Here is a 22,374-nt window from a genome sequence, read left to right as displayed (position 1 = left end):
CTTTAAACTGATCCAAGTTTAAGGGATTATGCTCTAGTCAACCGCTGACTTTCCCTGAAGAATTTTGCTTTCAATGAAAGCCTCAGGATTTTTACGCCGTGTGAAAAAACCAAGCGGCAATGCTGCAGCATGCGCAAACCATGCGACAACGGAATAAAGACCTATCGACACGCTACGGTTTTTAATGCTCATTAAACCGACTGCCGTCCCGATCATCATGAGATCGACCAAAACGGCGTATCCCATATGCGGCAGCACTACGAACAGGAGCAGCATCAGAATGATCCATCCATAAACAGCCATCCACAGGCGCAATTCCGGTAAATCAGCAAAGAGCATCTTGAAATGCGGCTTGCCTGTTGCCGAACGCAACAGCTCGCCAATCCCGCGAATATATTTTGTTTGCCAGCGTCTGATGAGAAGCTTGTATGCGTTAACATTATGGCCTGTATGATAGACGAAACGCCGGTCAAGCCGGAACAATGTCCAGCCCTTCTCACGAAGCCTCACGCCCAAATCATATTCTTCATAACTATGCAGATTGCGATCGGACAGATAACCGATATTTTCTATCGCTTCACGCCTGTAAAGCCCGCCACAATTAATCCGGTCGATGACGCCAACTGCTTTATAGGCTGTTTTGCGTAAGCCACGACGCACATATTCCAGATTATCGTGATTACGCTCCATCACATGTCCGGTTACACCGGCAACCCTTGCATTTGCTTCAAGATACTGCATAGCCTCAACAATAAAATCTTGTGCAAGCTCGGTATCGCCGTCCATCAGGCAAATATACGGATATTGGCTATACTGATAGCCGAGTTGTGGCCCTAATCCGCAACTCGGCTTGGCCGGTGCCTCAATCTGCACAATAATAATCGGATATTGTTTAGCTATTTCAATTGTGCGGTCAGTGGAACCGCTATCTGCCAGAATAACTTCGCCCTGACCTGCCGGCAGAGCAGCGAGAGCGCTCTCAATCGCAGCAGCAATCCGTCGTTCTTCATTCAATGCTTTAATAATGATTGAGACCGTCATCTGACATCCTGCCTGCCGGAGCACCTGATATGTTAGGCGCATATAGGCACAAGACATCTAAAATGCAATTAATTCGGGCTAAGCATACTCTTGAAAAACTAGATTTGAACTTTATAATATTATCACTCTTCTTATGAAAACACATTTAAAAGCAATTATTTACCACATTACCGTCTTTCTATGCGGCAGGCTAAAGAAGCTGAAACATCAGCCTTTGTCATAGGATATTATTTACTCAATTCTGCCAGACTGATCACAAGACCTATACTCAGCCTGACGATGGTATAATAAGACAGGATCAAGTGGCATGGCATTATTAAGTTCGATACAGCTTTCCCGTCATGATGCGGGTTTAAGCTTGATTGAGTCTGTGCCGGCACCAGATCAGCCATTAACGCAACCTCATACGAGTCCCCGTACTTCTCTGAAAATCAATTATGATATTCGCTGCGTTCAATCTGTTGCAGATGTCTCTGTTGAGTGGCCAGTCGCTGACAGACAAGCTCCGGGCAAGTTAGAGAGTGATGCCAGTCCCAATTATCATATTTTTCAAACTATAACTTTTCTGAAAACATGGGAGAAAACCTACGCCCCTGCCCTTAAGGCGGAGCTATGCCTTATTGAAGTCCGGATGAAAGACGGTAAACCGGTTGCTTTTCTGCCCTTTGCTGTTTTTCCCTGCAAGCGGACACGTATTCTGTCTTTTACAGATCAGGGTGTCGCCGATTATAACGCACCTGTCTTGTTCGACTGCGGCGTCGAGTGGAACCAGCAGCAGGCTGAGAATTTATGGCAGCAGGTTTTGGCAGCCCTGCCGGCTTTTGACTTTGCTGAACTCAGCAATATGCCGGAGAAAATCGGACACCTGATTAATCCGCTCTTTCTATTGGCGAATACTGACAATCAGGCGAGCAGCCATGCCAATAGTCTGACCCATAGCTGGGACAAAATTCAACAGGATCTCGTCCGTCCCAAGGCGATCCGTCGCAAACTTCGCCATCTTCACGAGCTAGGGAATTGCGAATTCTCCATCGCTGAGACACCTCAGGAGCAGCAACAGCTTCTGGAATTCATGCTCTATGAAAAACAGCAGCGTTTTATTGAAACTCATGTGCCAGGGTTTGATCAATATCCGGAAAAAGTTCACTATTTCAAAGAGGCTACAAAAGCTTTCCAAGCAGCCGGCACTTTGCATATTTCCGCATTAAAGCTGAATGGTGAACCCCTCGCCTGCATGTGGGGATTGGTCAGCGGCCCGCATTATTACGGCATTATGATTGCCTCTAATTTGAAAAAATGGGCCAAATACTCCCCGGGTCATGTACTGCATTATTTACTGCTGCAGCATCTCAAAGATGAAGACTATGATTGCCTCGACCTCGGCGTCGGTGACGAAGAATGGAAAGTGCAAAACTGCGGCCTGACCATCCCGCTAAAATGCATAACAATAACAGCCACAATGCGCGGCAGCTTATATGCCATGCAAAAAACAACTATGGCTCGTTTGCGCACCACCGCTTTTTGGCAGGCTTTTCGACCGCTGAAATGGCGTTTTCTGCGTGCTTTGCACCATGAAAAGTGAAGTTCATAGTCAATTATGAACCGGCAAAAACCACAGTGAAGACTGAACCCTCGCCAAGTTGGGAGCGAACGGTCAGGCGCCCGCGATGGCGTGTCAGAATGTGCTTGACGATTGCCAGCCCCAAACCCGTGCCTTTATGTGCACGACTGCTGTCCACATCCACACGATAAAAACGCTCTGTGAGACGCGGCAAATGTTCTGCCGGAATACCGGGGCCGAAATCCTGAATACTGACAGAAAAACCGCGTAAGCCATCCGCCTGACTGTTCTCAGCGCCTTGTTCATCCAGCGTTACTACAACACACTTACCAGCCTGCCCGTATTTGCAGGCATTCTCAATCAGGTTCTGAAATACCTGAATGAGCTCATCTTTGTCGCCGGGCAACCAGACCGGATGATCCGGCTTCGCCCATTCAATGGTCACGCCAACACCGGAGGCCATTGGCGCAAGTGTTTCAACGACATGACTAACGATCTGTCCGACGTCGACACGCTCTTTCAGTGGTATTGCGGCTTTCATTTCCAGTCGGGAGAGAGATAAAAGATCATCAATCAGGCGCGACATGCGATCTGCCTGTGCCTGCATGATCCCCAAGAAGCGCTCGCGCGCGCCTGCATCATCCCGTGCAGGACCTTGCAAAGTCTCAATGAACCCGCGCAGAGAGGCCAAAGGTGTACGCAATTCATGACTGGCATTGGCGATAAAGTCTGAGCGCATGCGGTCGATCCGACGCAATTCCGTCTGATCTCGGAAAATCAGGATGAAACAGTCGGCCTCACCTTTGGCTGTTTCAAAAGTCATAACAGAAGCACGATACCAGCGCTCCAGCGGCAGACGCTCAAGATAATCCGTTGAACGCGCCTGACCATCAGCGCTAATCCCCTGAATTAACGCGTGCATTTCCGGTGAACGAAAACATAAATAAAGCGAGGTATCGCGTGCCAGAGGCGGAAACGCTTCGCGCGCAGCATAGTTGATATAAAGAATAGTGCCATCCGCATCAAACAACACCAGTGGGTCAGGCAAAAAATCAGCCAGTATTTCGCCGGAAAGGCGTGAGAGCGGTCCTTCACGCTTACCTGTTCTGGCTACCTCCGCGACAGGCTTAGGCGCAGAAAAAGCAGTCAGAAGCACAGCCAGAACAAACAACAATACACAGGCTATAGCTGCCCACAGGGCTGAAATATTCCAGGAATGCAGCAGTAAAAAAAGCGGCAATAAGACGATCAAAGCAGGCAAAGTCTTACGGGTTGAATGCAACCAGCGCGACATATTTCGTTCCGGATCATTCACCATCTCTGCCTCCGTAGCCACTGCAACAGAAACATCATTTTTCTGACTGTGATCAGTTACCATATGTCTGTATGCCGCCTTTATATCCGTCTTCATTCCCTCTTATTTCAACAGATGCTTATGTAACCATTGTGAAAGCAATTGAATACAAAAACATAATATCTGTCTTTGCGGATATATCATATGCTAATCGGGGAAAACATCTTCCGTTCAAATAAGATGAGCAGACTATTTATGATTTACATTACAAATTTGTGACAAACGGTTTCGTTGCAGATGACTTCTTCTGACTGTGAACAGATAATCCATATGGTGGCATAGATAGATTTGTCGCTTCTGCCTCCCCCTCTTCATTCCGGCTAGGAAAATGCGGCGTTTTTTCCCAGTGGTGCGGTGCCGTAAACATCTGAAAAAAAGCACGCCATGCGGCAATCGATAATAATATCCAATAGAACGGCACGCCCCAGAGATAAGAATAACGACGACGCTCCTCAAAGCGCAGTGTCTTGTTGCATAGAATGTGAAAACTCAGATAGGCGGTCAGTAGATTCATTCCGTTGAATATCACTGCTGCCATAACATTCTGATCATGATAACCGGCAATGCTTTGTGCAATTCCCCACCCCAGGCTTATCAGCATAAGAGGATGCAACAAGGCCGACAGCAATAAGCCCGTTGTATAAAGCAGATAGAGTGTAAAACGCCCGATCCCCAACTGACGACAAGTTTGCACCGGTGAGCGCATATGCACCAGCCATGTCTGCATCCAGCCTTTGAACCAACGTGTTCTTTGCGTTTTCCAGTCCTTATAATTTTCCGGCGCGTCTTCAGTCGTTGGTCTGTTGATCACATCCACAGAATAACCAAAACGCGCTAAGCGCATACCTAAATCTGCATCTTCCGTCACATTATAACTGTCCCAGCCGCCGACCTCCTGCAAAACTTTTCGCTTCAGGTGATTTGAGGTTCCGCCCAAAGGCATAACGGCCCCTCTCCGGCTTAGCCATGGCAGCAGCCCGCGAAACAACCCCGCATATTCGAATGAAAAATAACGCGTCAGGTAATTATGTTTGAAATTACTGATCACCAGCGGGGCTTGCAGACATGCCAGCTTCTCATCTCCACGCCGGAATGTCTGCCAAGCTTCCAGCAGCTGATCGCGATGCGGCCTGTCTTCTGCATCATAGACAACGACAAATTCACCACGGGCAAATTGCAACGCATAATTCAAAGCCTTGGGCTTAGTACGTGGCCCGATATCCGGCACCCGTAAAATTTCAAAATATGCCGGCAAATTACATTGTACTAAAGCTGATACCGTCTCAGTATCATCCGCTTCACAAATCAATTTAATATCAAGCTTTGTTGTCGGCCAGTTCAGACCATCCAACGCCAAAACGAGCTGATCAACGACATTTGCCTCCTTATAAAGTGGCACCAACACTGTATAAACCGGCAGACTATAGGCTCTGTAAGCGGATAACGGGCGTATGTGCAACGGGCGGGCGTTCCATGCAGCCAACAGGCGTATGATCACACACGCAAAAAAGAACAATGTCATTCCCCAATAGAGCACTGACAAGTAACCGCCGCCATTAACAAGAAACAACCACATCAGCCCGAGCAGAAGCGCTCCTAAACTAAAGCCCTGCCAGCCATTCATCACGAAGCGGGCAGATAAATGCAACGGCGTCATCCGCTGCGCGCGTCCCGCGGCAGCTTTACCATAACGATCATGCAGTAATGCGATCAACACTGTCGGCGGACATAAACGCAACCGTGCCTGCATCTCCGGATATTCCCGCAGATAATACTTCAACATCGCCAATTCTTTGAGATCGGGCGCCATATAGAGCAGACTCTGGCCATTTCGCCCCGCAACCAACACATGACGAATATTACTCAAACGAGCAATACCATCAAAGGGACGCAGCAAGACATCGCTTACAATTGGCGTATCATCGTAAGTCAGCCCTGTCTCTTCCGCCCAGAGCCGATAAAGGGCGCTTTCCGAAATAGCCCCCCGATGCACAAGCTCATCATTGAATGATGTATTATGGCGCGCAGCACCGGCAAAGGCCGCAATAATCTCTCCTTTGCCAAGCCCTGCCTCCACCAGACGTACAGAGAATGCAGCACATAGCCCAATGAAGCTCTGCGAAATAAATAAATGCATCGTCATTTCACCACCAAGAAATAACAAAGATAAATTTCAATAAATTCTACATTACAAAAATTTATGCATTCAAAATAAACGCATTTTTAACAATAATGTCTATCACGCAAAAATAACAACTGTAAAAAATATCTTATCCAAAATTTCAAATCCAATTAATATTTAAATTTTTAATACTCTAAAGGAAAATATAATAAATAAATTACAGACCCCTTCCATGCGTTTCAGATTGTTTTATACTCTGCATATTTCATAAGATAATCAGACGAGATACTGGATCCTCATGCGCAATTCATCCGTCCGCACCTCATTTCGTCAAATGCTAAAATCTGCCCCAACAACAATCTTTGCAGGTATGTTTTTGCTGGCAAGCGGCATGGCTTCAGCCCAGAGCGCTTCCCCCTACCTCGCAGGCGATGATCAGAAACCGGCAAAGCCGGATATTTCACAAAGAAGCCAGATCCGCTTTCTGACCGGCACGGATTTCGCACCGTTTAACAGTCTCACACCACAAGGACGGCTCAGCGGCTATAATATTGATCTGATCCGCGCCATTTGTCAGGAATTATCAATTGCCAGCCGCTGTCAGATCGAAGCACGGCCATGGGATGAATTGCTGCCAGCGCTGCGCAACAATGAAACAGATGCACTGGTTGCCGGACTGATGCCGGATCGGGAGAAACGAGTTACTCTAAGCTTCACCCGCGCTTATTTCAGCTTACCCGCCCGCTTTGTCGCCGTTAAAACGGAGCAGAGCAGCCCCGCTTCATTCTCTCCGGACGGCAAAAATGTCGGCGTCCTAGCAGATACCGCTCATGAAGCCCTGTTAAAAACCTATTTCCCGAAAGCCAAAATCACACCCTATAACAACAGCGAGTTGCTCTATAAGGGGCTACAGGATGGTAAAGTTCAGCTGATTTTCGGAGATGCGATGAGCCTGTCGCTCCGCATGAATCCTGCCAGCGCTTCAGATAATTCTAACGGCGCATGCTGCCACTTTGTCGGCGGCGCTTATCCGGCACCGGAATTCTTAGGGCAAGGCATGGCGATTGCCTTACGCAAACAGGATGCAGATCTGCGCCTTGCTTTCAATAACGCCCTCACCGCACTGGAGCGCAAAGGCGTGCTGGATGATTTATATCTGCGCTATTTTCCGGTCGGATTTTATTAAAAAAAAGGCGCGTTTATCACCAGACGCGCCCGATAATGCATCAAAGTTTGCGGAAGCGCACACGAGCGCTGCGCTCAATCGCAGCAACACTCAACTCATCCAGATTCCACAAGTCACGCATCAGCTGCAAAAACTCCAGCTCTTCCTGCTCAACATGCAGATCGGCTGCCGCCACTTCAACCGCAAGCGCATAGGCTGTTTCATAGAGTTTTTCCGGTAATGCCTGATGTGCAATATCCAGAATGCGATCCAAACCATCATCTTTGGTCAGCAGCTCATAGCAACGTTCTGCAATTTCCGGCACAGTATCCACATCAAAACCGGTAAAAACCGGCAAACGGCGTACCAGATTGCCAATGGAAGACAATTCTGCATCTGTCATCCGCGTATCCGCAGCTGAAACCGTTACCATAATATAGATCAGCGCATCCTGCGGCGTGATTTTCATTTCCAAGAACTCCTGCATGGTCTGAAATATAAGATTGAGACTATTCTATAGCGCTTAACAAGTGTTCAATTGTGTTTAAGCCTATGGATAATGCCCGCAACCCCCATCATTTTTGTATTACGCTCCCCCCGTTTTCACAGAAAGCGTGTCATATCACCTTGGCTTTCACAGAAAGCACATGATATCCCCCAGCGGCGGCAAAGAAAGCGTTGCGCCGCATTGACGAAACCCGCATCTCACCATAGACCTGTCTATCCGTACCGGTAAAAAGTGCGGATATTTTAATCAACACCTCCTATCAGGAAAGATATTATGACAACCGACCGCTCAAACCACATCGACCTTGCGCCCGACCTGATTGCGGCAGCAGCACAGGCGAAAGCGTGGCCCTTTGAAGAGGCGCGGAAAATCATAAAACGGTACGAGAAAACCGGCTTTCCTGAAGTCGTGATTTTCGAAACCGGCTATGGCCCGTCCGGCCTGCCGCATATCGGTACTTTCGGTGAAGTTGCACGTACATCCATGGTACGCCATGCATTCCGCGTGCTGACAGAAGACAAAGTCAAAACCAAGCTCATCTGTTTCTCGGATGATCTCGATGGCATGCGCAAAATTCCGGACAATGTGCCGGATCGCGCAGCACTCGAGCCGTCCCTGCAGCTGCCTTTGTCAGCAGTGCCAAACCCGTTCGGCGGTGACTTCAAGAGCTTTGCCGACCACAACAACACTATGTTGTGCCGCTTCCTCGACACTTTCGGCTTTGACTATGAATTTGCCAGTGCGACCGACTATTACAAGTCCGGCCGCTTTGACAAAGTGTTGCTGCGTGCCGTAGAGCGTTACGACGACATTATGGCCGTCATGCTGCCGACACTGGGTGAAGAGCGCCGCGCTACTTACAGCCCGTTCCTGCCAATCTCCCCGTCCACCGGTCGTGTCCTTTACGTACCGATGAAGAAGGTTGACGCGAAAGCCGGCACCATCACTTTCGACGATGAAAACGGCGTGGAAACCACTCTGCCGGTCACCGGCGGTAATGTGAAACTGCAGTGGAAGCCGGATTTCGGCATGCGCTGGGCAGCCCTTGGCGTTGACTTTGAAATGTTTGGTAAAGACCACCAGACCAATCAGTCGATCTATGACAAGATTTGTGAAATTCTTGGCGGTCGCGCGCCTGAACATTTCGTTTATGAACTGTTCCTCGACGATCTCGGTCAGAAGATTTCCAAGTCAAAAGGCAACGGTATCAGCATTGACGAATGGCTGACCTATGCACCGACCGAAAGTCTCGGCCTCTATATGTTCCAGAAGCCGAGAACAGCGAAAAAGCTGTATTTCGACGTGATCCCGAAAGCTGTAGATGAGTATTTCACCTATCTGGCAGCCTATGAAAAGCAGGATTGGGCAGCACGCCTCAACAATCCGGTCTGGCATCAGCATTACGGCAATCCGCCGAAGGTTGATCTGCCGGTGCCGTTTGCCATGTTGCTGAACCTTGTCAGTGCATCCAATGCGGAAAATGCCAGCACCTTGTGGGGCTTCATTTCCCGCTATGCACCGGGTGCGTCTCCGGCAACCCATCCGGAGCTCAATGCTCTGGTGGAATATGCCATCCGCTACTTCAATGATTTCGTGAAGCCGAGCAAGAAATTCCGCGCACCGGATGAAGTTGAACAGCAGGCTCTGCGTGATCTGGATACAGCATTGGCTGCTCTCGATAAGGCTGCTGACGGCACCACAATCCAGAATGCTATTCTGGATGTTGCCCGCGTTATCGAACGCTATCAGGATCACAATAAGAAGAGCCCTGACGGCGGCCCTGGTGTTTCTGTCTCGTTCTTCCAGATGCTCTATGAAGTGCTGATCGGACAGGAACGCGGCCCGCGCTTCGGTTCATTCGTTGCACTCTACGGTATTGATGAAACACGCGGCCTGATTGCGGAAGCACTCAAGCGCGCCTGAGACTTCAAATGAAAAGAAAAAGCCGCGTTTCTCTGAGACGCGGCTTTTTTGTATTTATTGTTGTGGTGCCGGTGGAAACGGCAAATCCGGTGCGGCCGGTTGTGCAGGCGCCGCTTGTTCAGGTGCAGCATTATCCTGCGGGAACAGTGGTATCATTGTCTCTGGCGCAGTATCCGAAGGCTCAGGCATTGCAGTCACAGGCTTGCGACCAAAGACGCCCAGCAGCATTTTCTCAGCCTGTGTCTGGCTATCAGCATATTGACCGCCAAATGTCGCTCTCGCCCAGCCATTTTCAACAAGCCAGCGGGCAACGTCAGTTCCGGCCAAGGTACAGCTGGTACGGATCAGTTCCTCTTGCGGATCAGTGCCTTGCAGATCACAACTGATTGCCCGCCCGCGCAACCATGAACGGAATGCAGTGCGTGCCTGCATACCACATTGCCAAACATCGCCGTTAATATCGGCACAAGAGGCATCCGGCTCAACAATATCAATACCGTTCAGCTCAATCGTGCGGTTACCGACAGCAAGCCTGCCTGCGGCCAAAGCCACAGGGCGGTAAAACAAGCCGCCTTCTGCGGCCTTATCTTCAGGGGCAGGTGCGGGTTCAGGCTTTTCCTGCACCGGCGACGCCAGACCCAACTCACTCAATGGAGGGCGTGGTTCTACACGCTCCAGCGGCTGATCCTGCACTGCGTCTGATGCATCCGGCAAAGGATTATCCGTGTTAGGCTCTTCATTCGCGAGTGTGCCGGACGGCAGTCTTTCCGGTGGCATATCTTCCGGCAGATCAAAATTCTCAACAACAATGGCTGTATCGCCATTACCGGCGTCATGATCAAGCGCGCCATAAAATGGTGCGACATAGGCAGCGAACAGGGTTGCTCCAACACCAAAGGCGAGGATCGGCGGCAAAATTGTACGAAGGGTCGCCGGTTTACGCATACTTACTCCTGTTTATCGTCCGCTTTATGTGCTGCGCGTTATAGAACACCTTCAGTTAATAGTGAAACGTTGAAACCATTCTATGTTTTTTGCGAAGATTAATCCGGTAACTGCTTCACATTTTTGGGAGTGCGCTCAGAGTATTTTTCGCCACCCAACAATTGCGCGAATGTCATAACATCTATCTCTGTTACCTCAAGAATTTTTGCCAGAGACTCTGTGGATGGCCAGCGAGGTCTGCCATCTGCGGAAAAACGTTTGGATTTATTAAATGTCGTCGGGTCAAGACCGGCACGGCGTGCCAGACCGGATGGCGTCAGTTGCGCCCGCTTTGCCACCATATCAATGGCTGACCAGAGTTCTTCATGGGTAAACATCAGCCCATCCCAAGGAATAAAATCCTTACTTTCGTAGCCTCTCCCTATATCAGAATATCAATAAAAACGAAAATGGCGCGGATATGTCCGCGCCATTATATGACTGTTGATAAAAATGAATGATCAGGCAGCCTTATCAGCAGGCTTATACGGATTGAAACGCTGATAGAAAGTTTCACCGCTGTCAGCCATATCTGTCAGAAGTTTCGGTGCCTTGAATTGTGTACCGTAATCTTTCTGCAGCTTCTTCGCCAGTTTGACAAATGCCTTGGCACCCATGCCGTCAATATAAGACAATGTACCACCGGTATAAGGTGCAAAACCGAAAGCAAGAATGGAGCCGACATCGGCCTCACGCGGATCGGTCACAATGCCCTCTTCCATCACACGGGCTGCTTCCAGAGCGATAGTGACGAGGAAACGCTGCTTGAGAGTTTCCACATCCACCTTGTCTGCATCCTGCTGCGGATAAAGTGTACTCAGTTCCGGCCAAAGGTGTTTTTTGGCAGGTCGTGCCGGATAATCATAGAAACCCTTGCCGTTTTTGCGGCCAAGGCGGTCATATTTATCCACCAGCGTATTGACCAGTTCGACATGGCGCGGATCAACGGCCTTGTCACCCAGATCAGCCAGCGTGGCTTTGAGAATTTTCTGCGACAGATCAATCGCTGTCTCATCATTGAGTGCCAGCGGCCCGACCGGCATACCGGCCATTTTAGCGGCATTTTCGATCATTACTGGCGGCACGCCTTCCACCAGCATATTATAGGCTTCAGACATATAACGCAGTACACAACGATTGACGTAGAAACCGCGCGTATCATTGACGACAATCGGCGTTTTCTTGATGGCACGCACATAATCCAGTGCCGTTGCCAGCGCCTTTTCGCCCGTCTTCTTGCCCATAATCACTTCAACCAGCATCATCTTATCAACAGGTGAGAAGAAGTGCAAACCGATGAAGTTTTTCGGACGCTGTGAGACTTTGGCAAGACCGGTAATCGGCAGGGTTGAAGTATTGGATGCAAAAATTGCATTCTGCCCCAGCACCGCTTCTGCCTGTTCGGTTGCCGCCTGCTTGACGCCGCGATCTTCAAAAACAGCTTCAATTACCAGATCGGCACCATCTAGCGCCGCATAATCGGCAGATGGCGTAATCAATGCCAGCAGCTTGTCTTTATCTTCTGCTGTCATCCGGCCTTTCTGCATCTCTTTGGCAATCAGATCGGCAGAATGAGCTTTGCCTTTTTCCGCGGCTTCCAGATTACGGTCGATCAAAACCACCGGAATACCGGCTTTGGCAGTAACATAAGCAATACCAGCGCCCATGAAACCGGCACCGATTACGCCGATTTTCTTGAACTTGGTTGGTTTGATGCCTTCTGGGCGACGTGCGCCTTTGTTCAGCTCCTGCAAAGACACAAACAATGAGCGGATCATCGACTGGGCTTCTGTGGTCTGCAGAATATGCGTGAAATAGCGCTGCTCAATCTTCAGACCGGTATCAAACGGCACCAGCAGACCTTCATAAACGCATTTGAGAATGGTCAGTGCCGCCGGATAATTGCCGGATGTTTCGCGGCGCAGAATAGCCGTTGCCGCAGGCCAGAGATTGGCACCGGCTGCGGAATAAATCGCACCACCCGGCAGTTTAAAGCCCTTCTCATCCCAAGGCTGCACCGGCTTCAAACCGTTGCGGATCATCTTTTTAGCAGTTTCAACCAGCTTCTTCGCCGGAGCCACCTCATGCACCAGCCCCATGCCTTTGGCGCGCGCAGCGGTCAGGCTCGAGCCGGTGGTCATCATCTGCAACGCGTCCTGTTGGTTGACCAGACGCGGCACACGTTGCGTACCACCGGCACCCGGAAACAGGCCGACTTTAACTTCCGGAAGCGCCAGTTTCACGCCTTCCGCATCGGAAACCACACGGCCATGACAGGCCAGCGACAGTTCCAGCGCACCGCCCATGCAGGTACCGTTAATTGCCGAGACCCAAGGCTTGCCGCAGGTTTCCAGCTTACGATACAGGCCGGTCATTCGTCCGACATTATCAAACAGGTTCTGGACAGCTTTTTCAGCATCCTGCTTCTGCTCTGTTTTGAAAACACTGAGCATTTTCTGCATCATGGTAAGGTCGGCACCGCCGGAGAATGTATCCTTACCCGATGTGATCACCGCGCCTTTAATCGTGCTGTCTGCCACAACCTGATCAATGATCTTATCGAGCTCTGTCAACACTTCTTCGGTCAGCACATTCATGCTTTTGTCAGGCATATTCCATGTGACAACTGCAATACCGTCTGCACCGGTTTCAACTTTGAAATTCTTGTAATTTGTCATTGGACTACCCTCCCTCACACACGCTCAATGATGGTTGCCGTGCCCATACCCGCACCTATACACAGGGTAACCAGTGCTGTATTGAGATCACGCCGTTCCAGTTCATCAAGCACGGTGCCGAGGATCATCGCGCCGGTTGCACCCAGAGGATGCCCCATAGCAATCGCACCGCCGTTCACGTTGATCTTGCTATGCGGAATATTAAAGGCCTGCATGTAACGCAGCACCACTGCCGCAAAAGCTTCATTCAGCTCGAACAGATCAATATCCGAGAGTTTCATTTTTGCACGTTCAAGCAGTTTTTCTGTCACATCCACAGGGCCGGTCAGCATCAATGCCGGATCGGAGCCGATATTGGTGAAGGCACGGATGCGGGCGCGCGGTTTGATATCCAGCATCTTGCCTGCGCGTTTGGAGCCGACCAGCACCCCTGCAGCACCGTCGACAATCCCTGAGGAGTTACCGGCATGATGCACGTGATTAATGGTTTCAACTTCAGGATGCGCCTGAATACCGACAGCATTAAAGCCGCCCATTTCTCCCGGCATCACGAAAGACGGATTAAGGCCGGAAAGCGCTGCCAGATCAGTGGTCGGGCGCATATGCTCGTCATGGTCAAGAATGGTCAGATCATTGATATCCTTGATGGGAATGACAGAATTTTTGAAGTAGCCTTTTTTCCAGCTTTCGCCTGCGCGGCGCTGACTTTCCACCGCATAAGCATCCACATCCTCACGGGAGAAGCCATATTTGGTGGCGATCAGATCAGCGGATACGCCCTGCGGCATGAACCAACCGGGAAAGCCCACCGACGGATCCATATACCATGCACCGCCGGACATCCCCATACCGACACGGGACATGCTTTCCACACCACCGGCAATCACCAGCTCATCAGTGCCACCGGCAATTTTGGCTGCGGCGAGATTAACGGCATCCAGACCGGAGGCACAGAAGCGCGAAATCTGCATACCCGGCGCTTTGAAATCATAGCCCGCTTCAAAAGCGCTTGATCGCGGAATAACCGCACCGGCTTCACCAACCGGATCAACACAGCCGAAGATAATGTCATCGACTTTGGCCGTATCAATGCCATTGCGATCGCGCAAAGCTTCCAGCACTTTAGCACCAAGGCGCACGGCAGGCACTTCATGCAAGCTGCCATCCTTTTTACCGCGTCCGCGCGGTGTGCGCACATGATCATAAATAAAAGCGTCTGTCATAGTTCATTTAACTCCCAAACTTTATAAGCCTTCAAAACACGCTGTTGAGCGGTTCTTAAAAGGCATCTTCCGGCAGTGTCATCAGTGTGTCGGCACCGGTCTGAATGCGCGCTAAACGCAACTGCGTTTCCGGCATAATACGTTCCATATAGAAACGGGCTGTGACAAGTTTCGTCTCATAATAGGCTTTGTCACCATCGCCGGCATTCAGCTTCGTCTGTGCGGCCTTGACCATTTTCGCCCACATATAACCGAAAGCGACCAGACCAAAGAGATGCATGTAATCTGTTGAGGCAGCGCCCGCATTATCCGGCTTGGCCATGGCATTCTGCATCAGCCACATGGATGCGGTTTGCAGGTCATTCAGGCCTTTCTTCAAATGTTTGGTGTAGAAAGACAGCGCTTCATCAGCGCGGTTTTCTTCACAGAAGTCGCCGATTTCCTTGAAATAGGCCATCAAGGCACGACCGCCATTGGCAGGCAGTTTGCGCCCCACCAGATCAAGCGCCTGAATGCCGTTGGCACCTTCATAAATCATGGTGATACGGGCATCGCGCACATATTGGCTCATGCCGTTTTCTTCAATATAGCCGTGGCCGCCAAACACCTGCTGTGCCATGACCGCATGGTCAAAGCCTTTGTCGGTCAACACACCTTTCAGCACCGGCGTCAACAGGCCGACATGATCATCAGCCAATTCGCGGACAGCTTCATCGCCACTGTAATGGGCAATGTCAGACTGCAAAGCGGTAGACAGCAACAGCGCACGGCCTGCTTCATTAAACGCACGGATGGTCAGAAGCGAACGGCGGATATCCGGATGCACGATGATCGGATCAGCCTTTTTATCCGGATAGGCGGCACCGGTCAGCGCACGTCCCTGCAAACGCTCGCGGGCATAGTCAGCAGCGTTCTGATAGGCCGTTTCAGCAATCGACAGTCCCTGCAATGCCACGCCGAGACGCGCTTCATTCATCATGGTGAACATGGCGCGCAGGCCTTTGTTTTCACCACCGATCAGAAAGCCGGTTGCCTCATCATAATTCATCACGCAGGTTGAGTTGCCGTGAATGCCCATCTTTTCTTCAATAGAACCGCAGGTCACGCCATTGCGCGTACCCGCTTCGCCATTGGCATCAAGATTGAATTTCGGCACGATGAACAGCGAAATACCTTTATTGCCTTCCGGTGCGCCTTCAATACGCGCCAGCACCAGATGGATAATATTATCGGTCATGCCGTGTTCACCGGCAGAGATGAAAATCTTCGAGCCGGTAATCTTGTAGGAACCATCCGCCTGCGGCACAGCTTTGGTGCGCAGCAAGCCTAAATCCGTACCGCAATGCGGTTCGGTAAGATTCATGGTGCCGGACCAGCGACCTTCAATCATCTTTGGCAGATAAGTCTGTTTCTGCTCGTCGGTACCATGGGTGATAATTGCGGCAATCGCGCCCTGTGTCAGCCCCGGATACATCATCAGTGCCATATTGGCGGATGACATATATTCACCCACCGCTGCATGCAGCAGATAAGGCAGCCCCTGACCGCCGAATTCTTCCGGTGCGGCAAGACCAACCCAGCCACCGGCACAATATTGATCATAGGCTTCCTTAAAACCCTGTGGTACCTTAACGGAAGCATCCGGCAGGCGCTCGCAACCTTCACGGTCACCGCTATAATTGACAGGAAACAGGGTCTGCTCGGCGAGCTTTGCGCCTTCCTGCAAAATAGCCTCAACAGTGTCGTTGCTCATTTCTGCATAGGACGGCAAATCATTGCGACTCTGTACGCCCAAGACCTCATTGAGAATAAATTGCGTATCCCGAACCGGCGCGCGATAGACTGGCATGCACTTCCTCCAAGTTTGACGACGGCAGAACGGTGCTCTGCCGGTATCGGATGAAGGCGCCTGAAACATCAGGCGCACTTATCCGCATGTTGCCTCATTCAAACATTCAGAACACAGACTGAGCAGTATTCTGTGGTGCCGCTCCCTTCTCAGTCATAAAAAGCCTGCTACTGCTGACCATCCCCTCTCCGGCTGGCCGCACACAGTTCCTGCTTATCAGAATACAGCCTATCACCTTATGTGGCTATATTATGCGTATTTCCGCAAGAACCGATCTTAATATGACACCTCAGATGAAAATCCGGCACCTTTATCATACAGCCTAGTAAATTTTGACGTTTGCGTAAACGTCAAAATCAATCAAAGCATCTAAATTTTACTGAAAAGTGTTTTGGGCTAGAGGAATTAAAAGCCACACTTCAAAAAAAACGCAGATTTACAGGCTCGCCCCGCCCTTTGACAGGAAACGATTCCCAATTTGCAGTCATTTCACCGGCAAATATGCACAACTCACGCAGGTAAAATGACAGCCGGGCTTTAAAAGCGATGTATTTATGCAACAACCGCCCCCTTGAAATTAAGGAGTATATTTGTCGGCCACGATTAAAGAGTTTTTCTCAATCTCACTTTACTCAATGAGCGAATAATTTAACATTTTGATTTTCCTTCAATAATTTGATTTCAAAATGTTAAGTCGATTAAGATTCTGAAAAATAAAGGTATTTTAGCAAACTCGCAAGTAAAGATTAACCAATTCTAAACCTAGTTTTATAGTTGGCCATTAATTTTTATCACGCTATTGTCAGTTCAAATTTCTAACTCATGGATTTCGAATATGAAAAAAATCGTAGCTCTTCTCGCCATGACTGTTCTGTCCGGTCAGGCATTCGCCGCAGACGCAATCGTTTCTGCTCCGGAACCAGCACCAGTTGAATATTAAGCATTCAGCTGGACCGGTGCCTATATTGGTGCGCATGCCGGCTACGGTTGGGGTCGTTCGCACGACGTACACAACCCAAATGCAAACGAACAAAAAACCAAAGGTGGTTTCGGCGGTCTGCAGGCTGGTTATAACTGGCAGTTCGACAACAATGTTGTTCTCGGTGCTGAAGCTGACGTTTCTTTCGGTTCAGTTAAGAAAAACTGGGGCGGTGCCAACGTAAACGATCCTTATTACGGTTCAGATAAGCTGAGCACAAACGGTACAGTTCGTGCACGTCTTGGTTATGCTGCAGATCGCTTCTTGCCATTCGTAACAGGTGGTTTTGCTTGGGGTCAGACAAAGTATTCTCTTGGTTGTGACACTGCTCGTGTAGGCACAACAATTGGCGGCTGCACTAAAGTTGGCGCATTTGAAGACTCAAACAAGAAAACTGTAACTGGCTGGACAGCTGGTGCTGGTCTTGAATATGCAGTTACCGATAACTGGACTGTTAAAGGTGAATACCTGCACAAGAACTTCGGTAAAAACGGCGTTCGTTTGACAGATATTAACTTCCCAACCTCTGATGTAAACAATCGTAACTTCAAAACCAAAGTTAACGAAGTTCGCATCGGTGTAAACTACAAGTTCTAATCATCTGATCTGCTAAAGATCGGGATTAAAATTGAAAACCCTGCCTCTCATAGAGGCAGGGTTTTTCTTTATCTGCATGCCAGCCATGCCATTGATGAATACACAACAGCTGCATCACAGCTAAAAAAGCAGGCTTATACGACCTGTTTTCCTTCGTGCTTTTTGCTTCAAAAAAAGCTCCGAGTTATTATTCATCCAATATAAAATTAATAATTAACTCTAAAGTTAACCGCTTATTTACCACGTTTCGACAAAAGTGTGATTACGGCAAAATCTGTGTTTCGTGTGATCACTCAACATCACCAAGCAAAAAGTTTTGCTTCACCGCCCGCACAACCGCAGGCGAAAGCAAAGCGAATGATCTGACCGGCGCCGGTGAAACGGCGACACAGTTTGAAGGTGAAATGGCGATGAATAACCAGCGGTCCCCTCTCGATAATCTCAATCTGCGTCGTGAACGCCGTCCACTTGCATCGCTTGATGAACTGAACCGCACCTTGTCCGCGCTGGAAGATCACCTGCGCTCGCGGCAAGAGCCGGAGAGTCATTATACTTCCCAAGCCGCACTGCCGGAAACAGCAGCAGCTGATGCACTGGAGTTCCTGCGTCATGAAACGCCGGTACAGAATGTGCGTCCGCAGCAATCCGCCCCTGTTGCCGATCATCCGCATAAAGAAGCACTGTCTGCCATTGCCGAAGAATTGCAGCGCCTGCGCGCACGCACGGAATTAAGACAAGCCGCAGCAATCAGCGAAAAACTACATCTGTCTGATGCCCAGCAGACCCCTCCGGCGCGTCTCTCCGCAGCTGACCGTTTTATTGCAGGCACCAGCAACATTACTTCCAACGTAAATCACAGCCCGAATACCGATGCCGTTATGCGTCGTGATTTCGAAGAACTGAAACGGACAGTTGAAACACTGGCACGTGAAGAATCCCTGCGCCGTATGAGCCATCGCTGGGATGCGCTGGATGAGCGCTTTGATAATTTTGAGCAGCAGCAGTTTCAAAAGTTAACGGCCACTCAGCCTGCTAATCTAGACCCTGCACTGGAAGCCATCAGCGCACGTCTTGATGATCTGCGCCATGCCGTTGAGCAATTGCCGGATAATCAGAGCCATTCTCTGCGCCAGCTGGATGAGCGCCTCGATGAAATCAGCCGCGCTATTCTCGCCACCAGCTATAGAAGTCAGCAGCCGGATCAGGAACACGCTGTTTTTGAAGAGCTTGACCGCCGTTTTGCCGATCTGACCAGCCATCTTGATGAGCAATATCGCAACAGCGCACATAAAACCGCGCTGAACGATGACCGTTTTATTCAGGCTCTCGAAAGCCGCCTTGATCATATTACCCGTCAGGTGACGGAACAGACAGCCGTTTTGCAGGCTGTTCCTGTTGCTGCGCCTCAGGCTGATCAGCAGCTGATGCGCAATCTTGAAAAGCAGCTGAGCTTCATCAGCGAACAACTGAGCAAGCCGGAAGCTCTGGTACCGGAGCTGGCAGATATCAAACCACGTCTCGACGTGATTGAACGCGCCATTGATATTAATCGTGACACAGTTCTGAGTGCTGCCCGTGAAGCTGCCGAAGAAGCCATCCGTCAGGTTGTCGACAAGGGCTCTGCCCGTGACACCGGCTTTGCCCGTCAGCTTGCAGATGATCTCAAAGCACTGGAACAACTGACCCGCGAAACCGATGAACGGAATAACCGCACGTTTAACCGTGTACATGATACACTTCTGAAAATTGCTGAACGTCTGGGACAGATGGAACAGGACAATCTTCAGAAGCCGCCGCATGCGCAGGTTTCCCGTCCCGCTGTACCAGCGCGCGAACAGGGTGACGCCGGTCGCTACTCAAATCAGTTCTCTGTTCCGGAATGGGGCACGGACACACCGCAGGCTACAAGCAATGCAGCGCGTTCATTCTCCACCGCACCGTCGCCGGCCGATGCTGCGATTGAAGCCGCCCGTGCTGCGGTCAAGTCTGCGGCACATCCGGTCGCCGATAAAGCCCGTGTGGATGCAGATATTGACAATCCGAAAGCAGATACCCGTAAATCCCTGCTCGGTGGTCTTGCACAAGCTGTTCGCCGCTCAAAGCCGGACGCTCAGGCAACTGCTGCCACGGAAGATTTCAAAATCGAAACCAGCGATCTGCTGGAACTCGACACGCAGGCAGCGGCAACGCAGCCAGAAGTGCAAAACGAAGAAATCCGCGTTGATCAGACCCTTGCAGCCATGCCGGATCTCAATGCAATTATCCGTCGTGTCCGTGATGAACAGCGTAACCGCGGTTCCGATCAGCCTGCCAGCAACGGCAAATCCGATCTGATCAGCGCTGCCCGCCGGGCAGCTCAGGCAGCAGCGGATGAAACCGGACGCCTGCGCGATCAGGAACAGACCGATGGTGATCTGAATGAAGATATCACCTCCGATGAAAATCGCGTTGCGGCAGCAGACAAACCAAAGCGCTCCCTGCGTAAGCCACTTTTGCTGGCACTCGGCGCCGTTATCATTGCCGCGACCGGTCTGCAGCTCGGCAACACCTATCTGAATGATACAAAAGAAAACACTGCACCGCAGGCTGCAGATGTTTCCAATATCAAAACCGCTGCGATCAGCACAAAACCGGCGGTAACAGAAGAAGCAAAACCTGCTTTGCCAACGGTGAGCACGCTCGACAATGCTGGCTATCCGTCAGAACAGGTGACACCTTCCGTTCAGATCACAACGCTGAACCAGGGAACCACATCTGAGGATGCACTGCCGCTTGGCACCCGCGCATTCCCGACACAGCCTTTGTCGGCAAATCCGCTGGCAGGCAGTACACAGGCAATTATCAAACCTGTGACCATCAATCAGCCATCAGCGGCTCCGGCTATTCAGCCAATGCCTGAAGCACTGGACAAGCAGGAGCAGAGCTTCAACAGTGCACCTGAACTGACAAGCCCAGTGAAAGCAGAAGCTCCTGCACAGGAAAAACTGTCAGCCATTCCGGCGATTGCCAAAGACGTGGGTTCGATTGCCCTGCGCAATGCGGCTGAAGGTGGCGATGCCCGTGCGCTTTATGAAATCGGCCTGCGCTATACAGACGGTCGCGGCGTTGCCAGTGATTATGCGGAAGCTGCAAAATGGTATGCGCTCTCAGCTGAACGTGGCTTTGCACCGGCACAATATCGCCTTGGCAATTTCAATGAAAAAGGCCTCGGCATGCCACGTGATGCAGCCAAGGCAACAAAGCTTTACGAACAGGCGGCCGTTCAGGGTAATGCCAGCGCGATGCACAATCTCGCAGTGCTTTATGCAATGGGGCCTGCCGGTCAGGTTAATAATGATGATGCTGCCAAGTGGTTTTTCAAAGCTGCAGAACTCGGTATTAAAGACAGCCAATATAATCTCGGCATCCTGACCGCCAAAGGTCTGGGTCGCACACAAAGCCTGGAAGAAAGCTACAAATGGTTTGCTCTGGCCGCTGAAGCCGGTGACGCCGATGCAGCTGAAAAGCGTGATCAGGTTGCGAAATCACTCAAGCCTGAACAGCTGGAGCGCGCGGTTAATCTGACCAAGCTCTGGAAGCCGAAGGATATGATTGAAGAGGCCAATTCAGTCCATATTCCGGATGCATGGACAGACGAAAAAGCGATGCCGACCGCTTCTGTGGATATGAAAAAGGCAATCCGCAATATTCAGCTGATCCTGCAAAAAAACGGTTATGACGCAGGCAGTGCCGATGGTGTGATGGGGAATAAAACCCGTCAGGCAATTGCGGCTTTCCAGAAATCCAACGGCATGAAGCCGACCGGTGAAGTCGATCAGCCGCTGGTGGAAGCATTGCTCGCACGCAATAGCTGATTGATTGAAAACTGACAGATCAGAGCGGCTTCAGTGAATATTGAACTGTTGAAACTGCTTACACTTTTCGAAATGCATTTTCATGCCCTGCTACTCAGCCGTAGCAGGGCATTTTTATTTGATATCATAGTGAAAATTGCGACCTTACTGCAACAGTTGAGCCGCACAATTTACAGCGCTCATACAGGCTGCTTGTTTCGCATCATATTATGCACAGCCATGGTTTGACATCATGCCGCTAAAGGCGCAGAAAATTAACAGTTTTTTGCAACAATCAATCTGTTGTATGCAAAAACGCCATCAGAGTGGGTATTATTCAGTTGAGATCACAGCGTTTCTTTGCAGGTTTTTAAACAGACACAGGGTCTGTTGTACAGTCTGCACTCAACATGAATGCGACACGCTCCGATACAGATATTTTTCAGGTTTGGCATCGTAAATGATGTTCAGACATATAATTCTGTCAGCTCACGGATAATGACTGCCTTCTGCCATCGAAAAGCTGCAAAGTCTGATGATAGGCACAGATAGTAAAT

Annotated in this window: 13 protein-coding genes and 1 pseudogene; 5 read left to right on the top strand and 9 right to left on the bottom strand. The window is 50.1% G+C overall.

Features of this window, described 5'->3' with window-relative positions:
* Positions 1–33 precede the first annotated feature (33 nt).
* A complete protein-coding gene (locus DFR47_RS00180) occupies positions 34–1,041 on the bottom strand; it encodes a glycosyltransferase family 2 protein (protein ID WP_113942424.1) in 1,008 nt (335 codons plus the stop codon).
* A 307-nt stretch (positions 1,042–1,348) separates the two neighbouring features.
* Between DFR47_RS00180 and DFR47_RS00175 the strand changes: the two genes are divergently transcribed.
* The gene (locus DFR47_RS00175) at positions 1,349–2,623 is read left to right on the top strand and encodes a GNAT family N-acetyltransferase (RefSeq protein ID WP_113942423.1); all 1,275 of its coding nucleotides are present in this window, start codon (positions 1,349–1,351) and stop codon (positions 2,621–2,623) included.
* A gap of 13 nt (positions 2,624–2,636) precedes the next feature.
* Here DFR47_RS00175 and DFR47_RS00170 read toward each other — a convergent pair whose 3' ends face one another.
* Together DFR47_RS00170 and DFR47_RS00165 are read right to left on the bottom strand one after the other, a co-directional pair.
* Entirely contained in the window at positions 2,637–3,980 is a 1,344-nt protein-coding gene (locus tag DFR47_RS00170; RefSeq protein WP_342633921.1) for an ATP-binding protein, read from the bottom strand.
* A 181-nt stretch (positions 3,981–4,161) separates the two neighbouring features.
* Positions 4,162–6,093, bottom strand: a complete 1,932-nt coding sequence (locus tag DFR47_RS00165) for a glycosyltransferase family 2 protein (protein ID WP_113942422.1) — start codon at positions 6,091–6,093, stop codon at positions 4,162–4,164.
* 283 nt (positions 6,094–6,376) lie between these two features.
* On the opposite strand from DFR47_RS00165, the gene DFR47_RS00160 reads away from it, so the two are divergent.
* Positions 6,377–7,264 (top strand): transporter substrate-binding domain-containing protein, encoded by an 888-nt coding sequence (locus DFR47_RS00160; RefSeq protein ID WP_113942421.1) that lies wholly within the window; start codon positions 6,377–6,379, stop codon positions 7,262–7,264.
* A gap of 40 nt (positions 7,265–7,304) precedes the next feature.
* On the opposite strand, the gene DFR47_RS00155 is transcribed toward DFR47_RS00160, so the two are convergent.
* Positions 7,305–7,712: a tellurite resistance TerB family protein gene (locus DFR47_RS00155; protein ID WP_113942420.1), complete on the bottom strand. Its 408-nt coding sequence runs from the start codon at positions 7,710–7,712 to the stop codon at positions 7,305–7,307.
* A gap of 312 nt (positions 7,713–8,024) precedes the next feature.
* Here DFR47_RS00155 and DFR47_RS00150 point away from each other — a divergent pair, with 312 nt between their 5' ends.
* Positions 8,025–9,674, top strand: coding sequence for a lysine--tRNA ligase (locus DFR47_RS00150; RefSeq protein ID WP_113942419.1), 1,650 nt, complete (start codon positions 8,025–8,027; stop codon positions 9,672–9,674).
* Between the two features lie 54 nt (positions 9,675–9,728).
* Here DFR47_RS00150 and DFR47_RS00145 read toward each other — a convergent pair whose 3' ends face one another.
* The 5 genes and pseudogenes from DFR47_RS00145 to DFR47_RS00125 all read right to left on the bottom strand — a co-directional run bounded on the left by DFR47_RS00145 (position 9,729) and on the right by DFR47_RS00125 (position 16,408).
* Positions 9,729–10,619: a thermonuclease family protein gene (locus DFR47_RS00145; RefSeq protein ID WP_113942418.1), complete on the bottom strand. Its 891-nt coding sequence runs from the start codon at positions 10,617–10,619 to the stop codon at positions 9,729–9,731.
* A 149-nt stretch (positions 10,620–10,768) separates the two neighbouring features.
* Positions 10,769–10,996, bottom strand: a pseudogene (locus DFR47_RS00140) (helix-turn-helix domain-containing protein); the annotation flags it as partial.
* 123 nt (positions 10,997–11,119) lie between these two features.
* Positions 11,120–13,336, bottom strand: coding sequence for an FAD-dependent oxidoreductase (locus DFR47_RS00135; RefSeq protein ID WP_113942417.1), 2,217 nt, complete (start codon positions 13,334–13,336; stop codon positions 11,120–11,122).
* Between the two features lie 14 nt (positions 13,337–13,350).
* A complete protein-coding gene (locus tag DFR47_RS00130) occupies positions 13,351–14,559 on the bottom strand; it encodes an acetyl-CoA C-acetyltransferase (RefSeq protein ID WP_113942416.1) in 1,209 nt (402 codons plus the stop codon).
* Positions 14,560–14,614: 55 nt separating this feature from the next.
* Positions 14,615–16,408, bottom strand: coding sequence for an acyl-CoA dehydrogenase C-terminal domain-containing protein (locus DFR47_RS00125; RefSeq protein ID WP_113942415.1), 1,794 nt, complete (start codon positions 16,406–16,408; stop codon positions 14,615–14,617).
* 964 nt (positions 16,409–17,372) lie between these two features.
* On the opposite strand from DFR47_RS00125, the gene DFR47_RS00120 reads away from it, so the two are divergent.
* Both DFR47_RS00120 and DFR47_RS00115 read left to right on the top strand, forming a co-directional pair.
* The gene (locus DFR47_RS00120) at positions 17,373–17,984 is read left to right on the top strand and encodes an outer membrane protein (RefSeq protein ID WP_113942414.1); all 612 of its coding nucleotides are present in this window, start codon (positions 17,373–17,375) and stop codon (positions 17,982–17,984) included.
* 410 nt (positions 17,985–18,394) lie between these two features.
* On the top strand, positions 18,395–21,838 hold the full coding sequence (locus tag DFR47_RS00115; protein ID WP_245416387.1) for a peptidoglycan-binding protein: 3,444 nt from the start codon (positions 18,395–18,397) through the stop codon (positions 21,836–21,838).
* Positions 21,839–22,374: the final 536 nt, after the last annotated feature.

The organism is Pseudochrobactrum asaccharolyticum (assembly GCF_003314995.1).
Taxonomy (GTDB): domain Bacteria; phylum Pseudomonadota; class Alphaproteobacteria; order Rhizobiales; family Rhizobiaceae; genus Pseudochrobactrum; species Pseudochrobactrum asaccharolyticum.
The sequence above is the reverse complement of the archived record's forward strand: the minus strand, read 5'-3'. Positions and strand labels throughout refer to the sequence as shown.

What these genes read in the sequence shown, in the direction of transcription:
- DFR47_RS00115 (WP_245416387.1), top strand. Translation starts at nt 18,395, where the DNA reads ATGAATAACCAGCGGTCCCCTCTCGATAATCTCAATCTGCGTCGTGAA.
- DFR47_RS00155 (WP_113942420.1), bottom strand. Translation starts at nt 7,712, where the DNA reads ATGAAAATCACGCCGCAGGATGCGCTGATCTATATTATGGTAACGGTT.
- DFR47_RS00150 (WP_113942419.1), top strand. Translation starts at nt 8,025, where the DNA reads ATGACAACCGACCGCTCAAACCACATCGACCTTGCGCCCGACCTGATT.
- DFR47_RS00145 (WP_113942418.1), bottom strand. Translation starts at nt 10,619, where the DNA reads ATGCGTAAACCGGCGACCCTTCGTACAATTTTGCCGCCGATCCTCGCC.
- DFR47_RS00130 (WP_113942416.1), bottom strand. Translation starts at nt 14,559, where the DNA reads ATGACAGACGCTTTTATTTATGATCATGTGCGCACACCGCGCGGACGC.
- DFR47_RS00125 (WP_113942415.1), bottom strand. Translation starts at nt 16,408, where the DNA reads ATGCCAGTCTATCGCGCGCCGGTTCGGGATACGCAATTTATTCTCAAT.
- DFR47_RS00135 (WP_113942417.1), bottom strand. Translation starts at nt 13,336, where the DNA reads ATGACAAATTACAAGAATTTCAAAGTTGAAACCGGTGCAGACGGTATT.
- DFR47_RS00175 (WP_113942423.1), top strand. Translation starts at nt 1,349, where the DNA reads ATGGCATTATTAAGTTCGATACAGCTTTCCCGTCATGATGCGGGTTTA.
- DFR47_RS00160 (WP_113942421.1), top strand. Translation starts at nt 6,377, where the DNA reads ATGCGCAATTCATCCGTCCGCACCTCATTTCGTCAAATGCTAAAATCT.
- DFR47_RS00165 (WP_113942422.1), bottom strand. Translation starts at nt 6,093, where the DNA reads ATGCATTTATTTATTTCGCAGAGCTTCATTGGGCTATGTGCTGCATTC.
- DFR47_RS00170 (WP_342633921.1), bottom strand. Translation starts at nt 3,980, where the DNA reads ATGGTAACTGATCACAGTCAGAAAAATGATGTTTCTGTTGCAGTGGCT.
- DFR47_RS00180 (WP_113942424.1), bottom strand. Translation starts at nt 1,041, where the DNA reads ATGACGGTCTCAATCATTATTAAAGCATTGAATGAAGAACGACGGATT.